Genomic DNA, 14,058 nt, shown 5'->3' with positions numbered 1-14,058 from the left:
CTTTTGGATAATCACCATCTTTAAGCTGCAAAAAAACAGCATATGAGTAATAATGATATTCTTCGGATAATAAGATACACCTTTGATTTCAACGATGAACAAATGATTTCCCTTTTTCAACAAGGAGGGGAAAGTGCTGATCGAGCAATCGTTTCGGCTTGGTTAAAGAAAGAGGATGATCCTGAATTCAAGGCGCTTTTTGATAGGCCTTTAGCCGCCTTTTTGAATGGTCTGATCATTCTAAAGCGGGGCAAAAAAGAAGGTGAAGATCCAGCACCTGAAAAGTCGCTCAACAACAATCAAATTTTGCGGAAGCTAAAAATTGCCCTTAATCTTAAAGATTTGGATATGTTGGAAATTTTTGGGTTGCGACAATTCCGAATCAGCAAACATGAAATTAGCGCATTTTTCAGAAAACCCGACCAACATCAATACCGAGATTGTGGAGATCAGGTATTGCGCAATTTTCTTCTTGGTCTACAAGCCAAATACCGTCCTGGTAATCTAAGTCATTCATAGCCATTCCTTTTATTGATATTTTATGCTTTTGGGCATGTTGATTTTTGGTATATTCCCACTCTAAAACACCGATAAGCATGAAAAAACTAAATAAAGAAGACATTCCTCAGGAAGTTTTTGATCTCTACGATTATTACGCACACAACAAACTGGATCGAAGAACATTCGTGGAAAAGCTTTCCACCTACGCCGTAGGAGGAATTACCCTAGCCTCACTGATGAGCACCATGATGCCAGACTACATCACCACCGCCACCATTCAACCCGATGATGAGCGGCTGCAAAGTTCGGATTATGTACTTTACAATTCCCCAAAAGGAGGCGGGGAAATCAGAGGACTTTTGTCCAAACCTGCAAGCAAGGGAAAATCTCCGGGAATAGTAGTGGTTCATGAAAACCGAGGATTGAATCCCTACATTGAGGACGTAGGAAGAAGATGTGCCGCTGCTGGATTTATCTCTCTTGCACCGGATGCACTTTGGCCGCTGGGCGGCTATCCGGGTACGGATGACGAAGGCCGGGATATGCAGCGAAACCGCTCCCGGGATGAAATGTTGGAGGACTTTATCGCAGCATTCGAATACCTCAAAACCCACCCAGATTGTGACGGAAATGTCGGTGTGGTAGGATTCTGCTTTGGGGGATGGATTGCCAATATGATGGCAGTAAGATTACCCGATTTGAAGGGAGCTGTTCCGTTTTACGGGGGGCAACCCTCGGCCGAAGAAGCAGCAAAAATCAAAGCTCCGCTGATGATTCAGTATGCCAGCCTAGATGAGCGAGTAAATGCCGGCTGGCCTGAATATGAAGCAGCTTTAAAAGCAAACCAGGTGAATTATGTCATGCACATGTACCCGGGCGTAAATCATGGGTTTCATAACAACACTACCCCACGATACGATGAGGAGGCAGCGAATTTGGCATGGAATCGTACCATCGAATTCTTCAACGAAAACCTAAAATAAACTCCCATTAATTCCCTTAGAAAGAGGCTGTATAAGCTGTACCATTTATCCAATTGAGTTCTTCAAAGTCGAAATCCAGGGTGCCTACCCAAGATCCATAGCACTGGAATAAGCCTGCGACCCCACTCAAATTGACCATAAACCTGGTTGGAAACCGCCTCTTTCCTTTTTCAAAGTTTAAAAATGATTAAAAAATAGAGCCCCGCTGATTTTGATTTTTTAAGTCTATCCTCACTCATTTGGCTCAGATAATTTTTAACTTTAAATCTCATCAGAAAAATCGAAATGCTCGAAAGTAAGTTTAATATCGCCGTCTTGATCGATGGTGACAATGCACAGGCTAAATTGATCAAAGAGATATTGGAAGAAGTTTCCAAATATGGAAAAGCAACTATTCGCCGAATTTATGGGGATTGGACAACTCCGCAGATGAATAGCTGGAAAGAGGTAATCAATCAATATTCGTTTAATCCGATTCAGAAATTTGCCTACACCACAGGTAAAAACTCCACAGACAGCTCTCTGATTATCGATGCAATGGATATTTTGCACAGCAATTCGGTGGATGGCTTTTGCATTGTTTCCTCTGATTCGGATTATACCGGTTTGGCCAAGCGAATTCGAGAAGAGGGAATGTTTGTCATGGGAATCGGACGAAGAATCACCCCGCAGGCTTTTGTGCAGTCCTGTGAGATTTTCACTTTTGCTGAAAACCTGGGAGAAGAAGAGTTGTCAGAGGAAAAAAAGTTTGAAAAAAGCAATTCAACCAAAGCCTCTCAAGCCAATGCCCACATCAAAAAAACAGACCCCAAACTTGATCTTAGACTTATAGATCGGGCGTTTGAAATTTCTTCTGACGAAGACGAAGAAATCCACATCGCCAAAATAGGTGCTTCCCTTCGTAAAATTGACCCTAGTTTTGATCCTAGAACTTATGGTTTTCGCAACCTCACGGAGCTTTTCAAAAGTCTAAAAAAATACACTGTAGTTAGAAATGAGGTCAATGGACTCAATTACCCCCTAGTCCGACTTAAAAACTAAAGCAACTTCAAGAAGAAGAAGCTTTAGTCAATAATTGAATCGTGAACCGAAACCTAAGCTGTAAATCCCCCATCGACCACTAAGGTCGCACCGGTAATGAATTTGCTTCGGTCTGAGGCTAAAAACAGGGCCATCTCAGCGATATCCCTATTCTCGGCATACCTACCCAATGGAATCATTTTGGTAAAGCCTTCTCTGACTTGATCACCAGCCCCCGGTGCAAAACCCTCTTCCAGTGAACGCATCATCCGATTATCTACCGGAGAAGGATGAATGGAATTGACACGGATATTATCCGGAGCACCTTCCAAGGCCCCCGTTCGCATCAAACCGATGGTAGCATGCTTGCTGGCCACATAAGCCGAAACTTGCGCCGTACCGCCCAATCCGGCCACAGAAGAAGTGATGATCACCGATCCACCCCCACTTTTTTTCAAAGCAGGAAATCCATATTTCATCCCCAGCCAGACGCCTTTGACATTCACATTCATGACTTGGTCAAATTTTTCCTCGGGATACTCCTCCATTGGCTTAACTACTCCCTCTACTCCTGCATTGAGAAAAAGAATGTCTATTCTGCCAAATACCTCCACCGATTCTTCGATAAATCGCCTGACCTCCTCAGACTTGGACACATCGGCTTGAATAAATAGCGCATTTTGTCCCATCAATTGGGATTTTGCTTCCTGCAAACCCTCGGGACTAAAATCCACAATAGCAACTCCCTTTGCACCTTCCTTAAAATACAATTTGGCGGTCTCAAGGCCAATCCCTCCGGCTCCACCGGTGATCACGGCATACTTCCCTTTGATTTCCATGATTTTGATTTTTTGGTTTCAACTAAAAATACGCCAATTCTATCAAAAGGATGATGACAAATGTCATCTAATTGACTATAATCTCCAGGTTCTTTACTCCATTTTTTCAAATACCAAATAATGCTGAATTGGCAAAAAATTGCCATTTTTTACTAACCGAAAGCCGTTGGCTTTCAATTCCTTCTCAGCTTGAACCTGAGTCATTTTATGGAGAGGTTTAATTGGAATGGCAGGGTCTTCTCCCCGATACTCAATCAAGATTAGTTTTCCATCCGGTTTCAAAGATTTGCCCAGAGCCTGGAGCATTTCGGCAGGATAAGCCAATTCATGGTAAACATCTACCATGATCGCTACATCAACGGAATTTTCCGGAAGATTGGGGGAATAGGAATTGCCCTTTACTGCTTCCACTTGATCAAAACCAAGTTCCTCGCTTTTATTCTCCAAAAAACGGATCGCTTCATCTTGGATTTCCACGGCAAAAACTTTTCCATTTGGCACTTTTGAAGCAATTCGAAAGGTGTAATATCCCGAACCTGCACCAATATCAGCCACGACACTCTGCTGGGTTATCGGCAAATTTTCTATCGCTTTAGACACGCCTTCTTCCCGTTCCCGACTGGATCGCTCCAGCCATTGCATCCCTTGAAAACCCATGATTTGAGAAATTTCCCGGCCTAAATAAAATTTGCCGGTACCATCCCGACTCGGAGTATCAAAGGTGTAATTGGCGTTTGATTTCTGAACTTGGGCAAAGGCGGGTAAAACCAATATCAAACTTAAGCTGATGAAAATCGCTGATTTTTGAAGCATGTTCATGGTGAGTAGTTTAAATCAAAACGCCCAAGATTAAAACATGTTTGAACTTATGGACATGAAACTATTTGCCAGCTGGCAAAAACCAAAAGTTTGAAAATGGAGGTAATTTTCCTACTTTTCTCAAAACCCATTTCTATGAAAAAACTTCTTTCGCTACTTCTCATTTTCCTGATAGGTTTTCAGGCCAAAAGTCAAAAGCCAACCTCTCTTGAACTCGACAAGATGCTAGAAAATCAGTGGCAGCAGGGTTTGGACTTGTTACAGGAAATCGTTTCCCTACCCAATGACGCCATGATTTCCGCTCATATCGAACCCAATATCCGATGGACCGAATCCCAATTTGAAAACAGAGGTTGGAAATCTGAGCGTTTATATACCGGAGGAGTCCCCTTGCTTTTGGTAGAAAAAAAGCAGTCCAATGCCGAAAAAACGGTTCTCTTTTACTTTCATATGGATGGGCAAGCGGTGGATCAATCCAAATGGAATCAATCCAATCCCTATCAAGCTGTCCTCAAGGAACAAAATGCCGACGGAAATTGGGATAGTATACCAGTCTACCGCCTTGAAAACGAATTCAATCCTGATTGGCGGTTTTTCGCTCGATCAAGTTCTGATGACAAAGGACCTGTGGCCATGTTTTTGACCGGATGGGATGCGATGAGACAAGCTGAATTAAATCCAAATTTTAACATTAAAATCATATTTGATTTCGAAGAAGAACAAGGCTCTCCAAAACTGCCTGAAGCAGTAATTGAACACCAGTCAAAACTAGAAGCAGACCTCATGCTGATCATGGATGGACCCCGTCACATTTCCAATGAACCAACTCTAACTTTCGGGGCAAGAGGGATTTCGGAGATGACCCTGACTACCTACGGGCCAAGAGTGCCTCAGCACAGCGGCCATTACGGGAATTATGCACCCAACCCTGCTTTGATACTTTCCCAGTTACTTTCTTCAATGAAGGATGAAAACGGAAAAGTAACCCTTCCCGGATTTTACGATGGAATTCATCTTACAGAAAGTGAATTGGAAATCCTTAGATCTGTGCCCGATAATGAGGCAAGCATCAGGCAAAAACTAGGGATCGCCAGAACAGACCAAGTAGGAAATAGCTATCAGGAAAGTATCCAATACCCATCGCTGAATATCCGTGGCATGGCCTCCGGCTGGGTGGGGGCCGAAGCACGGACAATCGTTCCAGCCACTGCTGTTGCGGAAATCGATATGCGTCTGGTTCCCGAATCAGACCCGGTCAGACTGTTTGAATTAATTGAACAGCACATCAAAGCTCAGGGATTTTACCTAATTGACCGTGAGCCGACAGCAGAAGAGCGACAAACCCATCCCAAAATTCTAACCCTGAAAAAATCCATTTCCTATCAAGCCTTTCGTACTCCTTTAGACTCAGATGCAGGAGATTGGCTTAGAAAAGCGATCCGAAGAGCATTCGAAAAAGACCCAGTTCAAGTCCGAATTTCGGGGGGATCTATACCGATTTCCCCTTTCGTTGATGCTTTGGGGATTCCTGCGGTCACAATTCCTACGGTAAATGCTGATAACAATCAACACAGTCCCAATGAAAATATTCGCTTGGGAAACTACAAGGATGGGATCAAAACTATCCTCAGTATTTTAACCGAGCCCTTGGATTAACTCTCAACTTCGGGTATGAAAACTATACAAAAAAGGCGCTTTGTGAGAGCCTCCTGAGTACAGTTTTTCATGCCGCTCCAAAATCCCAAGACTAAGCATTTTACGCTGGAAATTCGCTCGGTTTTGCTTTTCTCCTAAAATAGCCTCATAAACCTGTTGCAATTCCTTCATCGTAAATCGTTCCGGTAGTAAATTGACTGACAACAACTTTTGATCCAGATGCGTCCGAAGATGCTCCAATGCTTTTTCTACGATATAATTATGGTCAAACAGGAGTTGCGGAACCTCACCCACATCATACCAATCAATGGAATCAGATAGGGAATCCGGTTTTGCTTCCACTTTCGTGTAGTCGATCAAGGCATAATACCCCACAGATATAAATCGCTCAAAAAGCCAATGCCGTGAAGGTACCTCTTTGTGTTGAGCCTCCAGAATTTTTCTCATCGCCTCAGGATTGACCCGCTCCAAAGAACCGAAGGTGTGAAATTGCTCCAAGTAAATTTGATCCAAACCCGTACGCTCCTTCAAGCCCCTATTCACGGCTTCATCCAAGGGTTCATTCACTTTGACAAATCCTCCCGGCAGAGCAAACCAACCGGTATTGTGGTATTCCATGAGCAAAATTTTCAGCTTTTCGCCAGAAAATCCAAAAATCACGGAATCATAAGCAATATGAGGGAGGTACTGTGTAGAATCTGGAAGTGACATACTTGGGCATTAAAATTTCCTCAAATAAATAGGATTTTAGGCAATTTGCAATTACTATTGTTTCATAGTGATACATTAATATGAAAACCATGCGATTTAAATCCGCTTTGATCCTAGTCATGACGCTGATGCACCTGTACCCTAAATCCGCAAATGCTCAATCTGAGGACACATTTTCAGTCCATACTACTATAGAAAATGGAATCATTGAAGGCAACTATGATACCCGAACCAGAATTCAAAAATATTTTGGAATTCCCTATGCAAAGCCTCCCGTAGATGATCTTCGTTGGAAAGCTCCCCAACCCTTGGAAAACTGGAAAGGCATAAAAAAGACAATTTCATTCGGGCCCAGAGCGATGCAGGCACCCATTTTTGGGGATATGAGTTTTCGGTCGGATGGAATCGCCGAAGACTGTCTCTACTTGAATGTTTGGTCGCCGGCAAAAGAAAAGCAAAAAGGCTTACCGGTATTGGTCTATTTCTACGGTGGTGGATTCTCAGCAGGTGACGGTTCCGAACCCCGGTATGATGGGGAGAGTATGGCTCAAAAAGGAATTGTCGTGGTCACGGTCAATTACCGTTTGGGATTATTTGGTTTTCTGGCCCATCCGGAATTAAGTGCTGAGACAGCATACCAAGGCTCTGGAAATTACGGACTCCTCGATCAGCAGGCGGCGTTGACTTGGGTTCAAAAAAATATTGAAGCCTTTGGCGGAGATCCAAAAATGGTAACCATCGCAGGCGAGTCTGCAGGTTCGATTTCTGTCAGCTACCAGATGGCTTCGCCTCTCTCGAAGAATCTCATTGCTGCGGCAATCGGAGAAAGCGGAGCCGGAATTCACCCCACCTTGGCTCCGGTGCCTCTATCAGAAGCAGAACAAATCGGTGTGGATTTTGTAAAAAATGCGGGATATAAGTCCATTTCAGATCTCAGGAAATTAAGTAGTCAGGCACTTTACGAGGCATTTCTGGAGTCCAAATTATTTGGTTTTCCCGTGACACTTGACGGCCATTTTTTACCTCACTCGCTGCCGGAAATTTTTGAAGCTGGCCAACAGGCCCAGGTGCCTTTACTTGCCGGTTGGAATTCGGCAGAAATCCCTGGCCAAGCATTTATGCAGGGGCAACCCTTTACGCAAGAAGCTTTTATTGCCAAGGTCAAGGAAACCTATCCTCAGGATTGGGAGGAAGTATTAGTCCTTCATCCTCACCAAAGTCCAGAAGAAATCGAGTGGTCTGCTACCCACTTGGCATCGGATCGATTTATCTCCTACAGTACCTGGAAATGGCTTGACTTGCATTCAAAAAATTCTGATCAACCCGTTTACCGCTACTTGTACTCCAAACTTAGACCTCCACTCCGTGATAAAAATTTAATTGCTGGATTAGCCGGCGGGACTATGGAGTCGAATGGGCAAGAGGCTCCAAAAGCACTCGGAGCCCCCCATGCCTGCGAGATCGAATATGCTATGGGAAATCTACATTTAGTCAAGGATTATGCTTGGGAAGCGGATGACTACAAGGTTTCCAGCCAAATGCAAGCCTACTTTGCCAACTTCATCAAAACCCATAACCCAAATGGAGAAGATTTAACTCCTTGGGAACCGGTTACAAAAGATGACCCGAATCCTTCCTTTTTAAGGATTGACACCGAATCCAAATCCGAAAATTCATCAGTCGAACAGCGCTACCAGTTTCACGACCGATACTACCACACCAAAAGGTAATACTTAATTTCAATGCCTATTGTAGCCAGAGGGAGTCATCCAGACTTCCTCTTTTTTTTGCAATCAGTTGACATCAATCACCAAAACCCAGTCTGCACCTTCTAAAATACTTGGAGCTGTCCAAACTTTTTGATGGAGTCCAAACTCTGGCATTTGCAACGAATTTCCGGTTCGTGGATCATACCAACTGGCAGTAAATCGCTCCCCGTTAAGCTGGGAAAGATCTAGCTCAAATTCCTGCGGATGAGCCACGTAAAAAATCGCAAAATCACCGTCTTTTTGCTTGGCGGCACGGATGTGGTATTTACCCTCGGGATTGGGAGAAACGATCAGTTCTTGAGCCGGTACTAATTCAGCAAAGGAACGCATCTCAAAAAGCTTTCGCACAAACTTCATACTCTGAGCTCCGGGGCGTAGCAGCGCATCCTTCCAATCCGTTAAAGCAGGAATCACAAAAGTCTCCCCTTTTTTATGCATTTGCCAAACCGCATTATTCCCATAAGTATAGCCCGCAGCCCCCGAAAGGATATTCCAATAGGCGTGTACACGCACGCTTTTACCATCAAAAAAACCTTTGGTGAAAGGGGATCGATCTTTCAACATCCCTTCCTGATCGGTGATGCCTGAAAACTCCCCGGGTTCAAATTTCATAAATTCCCAAAAAGCGACCGGAATGTCCTCGTAGGCGGGTTCACCATCCACCGTGGGCTTGGTGGGCTGTAGTGCTCGATCTTTCTGTGTAAAATTATAGACGGGAGTATAGAATTGGGCATGACCGCTTTGGAACATGTTAAAATCCATCCAAGATGCATCATGTAAGTAATCTCCACTGGACCGGCTCCCTCGTGGATGATAGGTCATCAAATGACGCCCCGTATCACCCGTCGTTATTCCTGCTGCCATGGAATCCCAAACTGCCCTTACTTCGTCATTTGCAATATCCCGATCTCCCCCAAGAATCCAAACCAAACTGGCTTCCCGATACCTTTTTCCCAAATATTCACCAAAAGACCGGGCATTCTCCTTCCCAAAAACTTCAGGTCCTGCTCCCGGATGCTCAGAATACACTTTGTCACCCCAAGTGGGCAAAATGCCCATCACCAATCCCAGTTGATTGGCCTGTTCAATAATGAAATCCACGTGTTCAAAATAGGCCTCATTAGGCTTCTTCGGATCTAAATCCTCAAACGGCAATTCCCCATACGCATTGGGAGTCCTGAGTCCATCTCGCTCAGCTAAAATCACTGCCTGAATAAGGGTAAATCCCTGCTGAGCTCTTGTCTGCAAATAATGAAGGGCCTCCTCCCGATTGAGTTTATGAAAAAGCTCCCATGCGGTATCTCCCAACCAAAAAAAGGGGGTTGAATCATTCTTGTTGATCAGGTATCGTTGATTTTCAGAAATCGCCAACTGTTGAGAAAAGGCGAGCTGCAAAGCCAGGGCGAAAAGAAAAGTGAAACCAATACGCTTCATAAGACTAGATGTTTTTGTTTCCAGCGATGATCATTTTGATCGTGCCATAATCATACTTTCCCTCAAAATGGGCTCGAAGTTCTTTCATTCCGGAGAACTTGCCGAGTTGATCCATGATTTCTTGAATGGTAGATTGAGGGAGACAATCCTCCAAATCGATTCTTCCCGCAGCTATTCCTTCTGCCAAATGACTTTTGATAGTGGACTCGGCAAGCCCTCTTTCCTCAGCGATTTGAGCAATTGTTTTCCCATTTTCAAAAAGGTTAAAGGTGAATTCTCGGGTATCACCTTTCTGCCGTTTTAACGTTGGCCCATCCCCTTTTTTTCGACCGGTTTTGGTTTTGATCGTTTTGATTTTTTCCATGGCCTTTTCTTTAGCCTTGGCCATTAGACTCCTTCTCAAGGCTAGGATTTCAGAATCCAGATTAGCTATCATTCCAGGAGCTTCCCCCTTAGAAATCACTTGAATAAAATAGCTTATTTTATTGATTTCCAATAGTTTTATAACTATTAATTCATCTATAGATTCAAGTCCATCTTGATACTTTTTTGTCCGGGAAAAATTAGCCACCATTGCTCGCTGATTTAGTATTTTACCTAGCACTTTTTCCAAAATCGATAGGTAATAATCCACTCCTTTTTGAAGTCGCTCACCGAGCAACTCAGGGGATTTATTCTGCAACAACCCCAGCAATTGCCTTCGGAATTTTGCCGTATTCTCTGTTTCAGCTCGAAGATTTTCAAAGACTACGGGAATTGCAGCTTGCATTTCGAGGTCTTCAAACTCCATACTGCTTTCCTGATTTTTCTGAAAATATTCAATCTCCTTTAGGATGGGAACGAAGTCAAAAGTCTGTTCGATCAACTGATGTAAAAAGTGACTTTGATGAATTTTCAACAGTTCCTCAAGCTTCTGTTCTGGGTAAGATTGTGAAAATTGAACCACTTGATGATCCGAATAAATCAAATCTGATTGGATTCTGCTCCTCAAGGTTAATCCATCTAAACTTCTTAGTCTGCTTAACGCCACGTACACTTGTCCTGGGGCAAAAGCTTGTCCCACATCAATGATAGCCTTGTCAAAAGTCAGCCCTTGGCTCTTGTGAACAGTCACCGCCCAAGCCAGCTTGATTGGGTAGTGAGAAAAGGTGCCAATCACCTCCTCCTCCAATTCTTTGGTCTCAGAATTGACCACATACTTTTTATTCTCCCAGAGCTCTCTTCGAAGTTGAAAAGTAAGATCATCTCCCTCCATTTTAACGGTCACTTCTCCGTTTTTTAGTTTAACAACCCTAGCTAGCTTTCCATTAAAATATTGAGCAGTTCCTGAGGTGTCATTTTTGATGAACATCACTTGAGCTCCTTCCTTTAGCTCCAGCTTTTCTGGAAGAGGGAATAGCGATTCAGGGAAATCCCCTTCAATCTCGGCAGGAAAGAAAAAAGATTCACTTTCTAATGCCTGCAATTCTTTTTGATTGATCTGGTCGGCTTTGTAATTATGGGTCGTAATGGTAATGCAATCCTTTTGTTCCTTAATTTGATCCACACTTTTGAAGTGGCGATTAAGTAGACGGATATCTTCAGTTGTGATTTGGTTGTTTCGAAGGTTATTGAGCACTTGGATAAATTCCTCATCTTGCTGACGAAATATCTTATCCAGCTCCAAGTAAACCAATCCAGAATTTTGCAGCGCTTTGGCTTCAAAAAAATGCATGCTATTGTAAAATCTACTGAGAACCTGCCATTCATGATCTCGGACGATGGGTGGCAGCTGATACAAATCACCAATTAAGAGCAACTGAACTCCTCCAAAAGGTTGACTGAAATTCCCTTTGACACTGCGCATTCGATAGTCAATCGCATCCAACACATCCGCTCGCAGCATACTCACCTCATCGATCACCAAAAGGTCCACCGCTCGGAGGACACTTTTCCGGAGCTGATTGAGCGGATGTTTTCGGGCAAGGGTATGCTGGGTATAAAAACCGTATTGGTCGGTAAAATTCCCCTCCGGTTCATTTACCGGAAGGAAACTTCCCAAAGGCAGTAAAAACTGCGAATGAATTGTCACGCCTTTAGCATGAAGTGCGGCAATACCTGTAGGTGCCAACACGAGGTATCTTTTGTGAGTTTGGTGACTTAAATTGCGTAAAAATGTGGTTTTTCCCGTACCTGCCTTTCCCGTCAAAAAAATGGGGGCAGCTGTGGAGTTGACAAATTGTACTGCCAGATCAATACGATCGGTGGTTTTTTCATTCATTTAACTAAACTACTTATTTGAGCAAAAAAATACACTTCTTTTTGAAAATAACTTCCAGCCCCCTAGTTCCGATTTGATGACAGGAAAAGCTCAATTAATGTAAAATTAGGTGCTCCCCACTTTCCTTAAAGTAAAATAAAATACGGTCCCATGCCCATATTCAGATTCAAACCAAAGCTCGCCTTGATGCTGCTCCACGATTTTTTTACACTGAGTCAATCCAATACCAGTTCCTTCCACACCTTCATTTCCAGGCACACGTTTAAATAAACCAAGCACCCTATCCTCGTACCTAGGATCTACCCCTATGCCGTTATCTTCTATGGTAAATAACCAAAAACGGTCTTCCTCATGTGCCGAAATTTTTATTGATGGAACACGGTCTGGGTGCTTGTATTTAATGGCATTGGAAAGTAGATTTTGAAACACAAGTGTAATTTCCATTCTAAACCCACGGATGACTGGAAGTTTGCCCACTTCAATTATAGCCTGACTTGAGTTGATCTGAAAGTGAAGGGTGCTCATCACTTCTTGGACGATTTCTTCGCAGTTCACTTGAGTCATCATTTCATTTTTGCCGATTTGTCCCAAATTTATCAGCGATTCGACCATACTCTGAAGGCGCTTACCCGTGGAAATAATCGTATCGCTGTAATTGAGCAACTGCTCGGAATCCATATCCTGGCTTGTCAACTCCATTTTGATCAACTCGGTCAGTCCCATAATATTATTGATGGGTTCCTTGAGGTCATGGGTGGCAATGTATAGACTGTTTTCCAAATCAGACTTTTGATTTTCCAACATCCGAACATAGTGATCTGCCTCCAATCGTCTCTGATTCAAATCCGTGACATCCTGAATCGTTCCAAAAGTTTTATATGCCATTCCATTTTCCGAATAATAGGTTTTCCCCCTGGTTCGGATGTACGAAATGGCTTTATTGGGTGGATTTATCCGGTGAATAATATTATAAGGGATTCTGTTTTTGATGGAATTGGAATAGGCTTTTGCGATAAACTCTTGGTCTTGAGAATGAAAATAATGCTGCAGGTCATTGAAGCTACAATATTCAAAATCCTGACCTAAACCGAGTAATTCCAAAAGTTCGCTGGAAAGCACCATCCGATCTTCTTCAATGAGGTACTCCCAAGTCCCAATACGATTGATGACAAATGCCTCTTCCAGCCTTTTTTTTGCAGACTCTAACTGAATGGAATCATGAATAAACTCCGAGATATCCCGTAGCAAAATAAGTGTCTCATTCTCCTCTGGAAATTTGGTGGTGGAAAAATTCACATAAAAGCGACGCCCAGAATGGGTGACCCCCTGAAATCTGAGCAAGGTCGTAGTCAACCAATCGGTATTATTTTCCCGGAGATTATCGATCAATTCTCGCTGAGGATGGCTTAAGGGTTGATGAAAAAGCTGACACAATGGAGCCCCAAACAATTCCTCCTGCTCAACTTCAAATAACTGTTGGGCCCTTGAATTAATTCGGCGTATCCTCAGATCCGCATCCAAAATCACCACCGAATCGGGCAGAGAATCAAACAAAACCGAATCATAACTTTGGATGAGGTTCATCGGAAAACGCGATTAATTTAATGCGGCAAATATACAAAGAGTAGCAGGAGAAAGGAGACGGTCAGGTTAATTTTTGTTTAGGCAAAAACCTGAACTTTAAGGCATGAAAAATAAAGGAAATCATTTTCTTTTTTAATGTTATTTTATTAGTTTATAAATCTACAAACCTTAAAATTTTTACTTATGAACACTGAAGAAATTAAAAGCAAATTCAAAAGTGCTTTGGCAGAAGCTAAAAGCAAAATTGCAGAACTGGAATCCAAAAGAGAAGAACTTTCAGATAGCTTAAAATCGGAATTCGACGAGAAAGTTGCTCAAATGAAAGCTAAAAAGGATGAATTGGAAGCCAAATTGGAGAAATTAGAAGACAGCTCTGAAGATAAATGGGATGAAGTCAAGGATCACTTAAGTGATGCTGCCAGTTCATTTAAGGAGGGGTTTTCAAAACTCGGGAAGCTATTTGGTTAACTTCTTCAGCGGGT

At 42.9% G+C, this 14,058-nt stretch carries 12 protein-coding genes; 6 read left to right on the top strand and 6 right to left on the bottom strand.

All coding sequences use genetic code 11. The annotated features are described in order from the left end of the window. The first annotated feature begins 42 nt into the window (after positions 1–42). From Q0L00_RS04130 to Q0L00_RS04120, 3 genes are all read left to right on the top strand, one after another. Positions 43–519, top strand: a complete 477-nt coding sequence (locus Q0L00_RS04130) for a DUF1456 family protein (RefSeq protein WP_297335595.1) — start codon at positions 43–45, stop codon at positions 517–519. 77 nt (positions 520–596) lie between these two features. Continuing rightward, positions 597–1,484, top strand: coding sequence for a dienelactone hydrolase family protein (locus Q0L00_RS04125; protein WP_297335594.1), 888 nt, complete (start codon positions 597–599; stop codon positions 1,482–1,484). Positions 1,485–1,769: 285 nt separating this feature from the next. Next, positions 1,770–2,525 carry an NYN domain-containing protein gene (locus tag Q0L00_RS04120; RefSeq protein ID WP_297335593.1) on the top strand — a complete coding sequence of 252 codons (756 nt, stop codon included), beginning with the start codon at positions 1,770–1,772 and terminating at the stop codon, positions 2,523–2,525. Between the two features lie 53 nt (positions 2,526–2,578). Here the strand turns inward: Q0L00_RS04120 and Q0L00_RS04115 are convergent, their stop codons facing one another. Further along, complete coding sequence (locus Q0L00_RS04115) at positions 2,579–3,343, bottom strand: SDR family NAD(P)-dependent oxidoreductase (RefSeq protein WP_297335592.1); 765 nt, start codon at positions 3,341–3,343, stop codon at positions 2,579–2,581. 93 nt (positions 3,344–3,436) lie between these two features. After that, the gene (locus tag Q0L00_RS04110) at positions 3,437–4,162 is read right to left on the bottom strand and encodes a class I SAM-dependent methyltransferase (protein ID WP_297335591.1); all 726 of its coding nucleotides are present in this window, start codon (positions 4,160–4,162) and stop codon (positions 3,437–3,439) included. Positions 4,163–4,297: 135 nt separating this feature from the next. Here Q0L00_RS04110 and Q0L00_RS04105 point away from each other — a divergent pair, with 135 nt between their 5' ends. Beyond that, positions 4,298–5,818, top strand: a complete 1,521-nt coding sequence (locus Q0L00_RS04105; protein ID WP_297335590.1) for a M20/M25/M40 family metallo-hydrolase — start codon at positions 4,298–4,300, stop codon at positions 5,816–5,818. A gap of 3 nt (positions 5,819–5,821) precedes the next feature. Here Q0L00_RS04105 and Q0L00_RS04100 read toward each other — a convergent pair whose 3' ends face one another. Continuing rightward, a complete protein-coding gene (locus Q0L00_RS04100) occupies positions 5,822–6,529 on the bottom strand; it encodes an NUDIX domain-containing protein (protein ID WP_297335589.1) in 708 nt (235 codons plus the stop codon). An 89-nt stretch (positions 6,530–6,618) separates the two neighbouring features. Between Q0L00_RS04100 and Q0L00_RS04095 the strand changes: the two genes are divergently transcribed. Continuing rightward, positions 6,619–8,259 carry a carboxylesterase family protein gene (locus Q0L00_RS04095; protein WP_297335588.1) on the top strand — a complete coding sequence of 547 codons (1,641 nt, stop codon included), beginning with the start codon at positions 6,619–6,621 and terminating at the stop codon, positions 8,257–8,259. A gap of 63 nt (positions 8,260–8,322) precedes the next feature. On the opposite strand, the gene Q0L00_RS04090 is transcribed toward Q0L00_RS04095, so the two are convergent. The 3 genes from Q0L00_RS04090 to Q0L00_RS04080 all read right to left on the bottom strand — a co-directional run bounded on the left by Q0L00_RS04090 (position 8,323) and on the right by Q0L00_RS04080 (position 13,576). Further along, complete coding sequence (locus tag Q0L00_RS04090) at positions 8,323–9,732, bottom strand: glycoside hydrolase family 140 protein (RefSeq protein ID WP_297335587.1); 1,410 nt, start codon at positions 9,730–9,732, stop codon at positions 8,323–8,325. Between the two features lie 4 nt (positions 9,733–9,736). Next, positions 9,737–11,992 carry a helix-turn-helix domain-containing protein gene (locus tag Q0L00_RS04085; RefSeq protein WP_297335586.1) on the bottom strand — a complete coding sequence of 752 codons (2,256 nt, stop codon included), beginning with the start codon at positions 11,990–11,992 and terminating at the stop codon, positions 9,737–9,739. Between the two features lie 105 nt (positions 11,993–12,097). Further along, positions 12,098–13,576, bottom strand: coding sequence for an ATP-binding protein (locus Q0L00_RS04080; protein ID WP_297335585.1), 1,479 nt, complete (start codon positions 13,574–13,576; stop codon positions 12,098–12,100). A 183-nt stretch (positions 13,577–13,759) separates the two neighbouring features. Between Q0L00_RS04080 and Q0L00_RS04075 the strand changes: the two genes are divergently transcribed. Further along, positions 13,760–14,044: a hypothetical protein gene (locus Q0L00_RS04075; protein WP_297335584.1), complete on the top strand. Its 285-nt coding sequence runs from the start codon at positions 13,760–13,762 to the stop codon at positions 14,042–14,044. Positions 14,045–14,058: the final 14 nt, after the last annotated feature.

Source organism: Algoriphagus sp. (assembly GCF_024305035.1).
Taxonomy (GTDB): Bacteria; Bacteroidota; Bacteroidia; order Cytophagales; family Cyclobacteriaceae; genus Algoriphagus.
The sequence above is the reverse complement of the archived record's forward strand: the minus strand, read 5'-3'. Positions and strand labels throughout refer to the sequence as shown.

Excerpts from the sequence above, each read along its gene's own strand:
- Q0L00_RS04080 (WP_297335585.1), bottom strand. The coding sequence starts at position 13,576 with ATGAACCTCATCCAAAGTTATGATTCGGTTTTGTTTGATTCTCTGCCC.
- Q0L00_RS04100 (WP_297335589.1), bottom strand. The coding sequence starts at position 6,529 with ATGTCACTTCCAGATTCTACACAGTACCTCCCTCATATTGCTTATGAT.
- Q0L00_RS04085 (WP_297335586.1), bottom strand. The coding sequence starts at position 11,992 with ATGAATGAAAAAACCACCGATCGTATTGATCTGGCAGTACAATTTGTC.
- Q0L00_RS04120 (WP_297335593.1), top strand. The coding sequence starts at position 1,770 with ATGCTCGAAAGTAAGTTTAATATCGCCGTCTTGATCGATGGTGACAAT.
- Q0L00_RS04130 (WP_297335595.1), top strand. The coding sequence starts at position 43 with ATGAGTAATAATGATATTCTTCGGATAATAAGATACACCTTTGATTTC.
- Q0L00_RS04125 (WP_297335594.1), top strand. The coding sequence starts at position 597 with ATGAAAAAACTAAATAAAGAAGACATTCCTCAGGAAGTTTTTGATCTC.
- Q0L00_RS04115 (WP_297335592.1), bottom strand. The coding sequence starts at position 3,343 with ATGGAAATCAAAGGGAAGTATGCCGTGATCACCGGTGGAGCCGGAGGG.
- Q0L00_RS04095 (WP_297335588.1), top strand. The coding sequence starts at position 6,619 with ATGCGATTTAAATCCGCTTTGATCCTAGTCATGACGCTGATGCACCTG.
- Q0L00_RS04075 (WP_297335584.1), top strand. The coding sequence starts at position 13,760 with ATGAACACTGAAGAAATTAAAAGCAAATTCAAAAGTGCTTTGGCAGAA.
- Q0L00_RS04090 (WP_297335587.1), bottom strand. The coding sequence starts at position 9,732 with ATGAAGCGTATTGGTTTCACTTTTCTTTTCGCCCTGGCTTTGCAGCTC.
- Q0L00_RS04110 (WP_297335591.1), bottom strand. The coding sequence starts at position 4,162 with ATGAACATGCTTCAAAAATCAGCGATTTTCATCAGCTTAAGTTTGATA.
- Q0L00_RS04105 (WP_297335590.1), top strand. The coding sequence starts at position 4,298 with ATGAAAAAACTTCTTTCGCTACTTCTCATTTTCCTGATAGGTTTTCAG.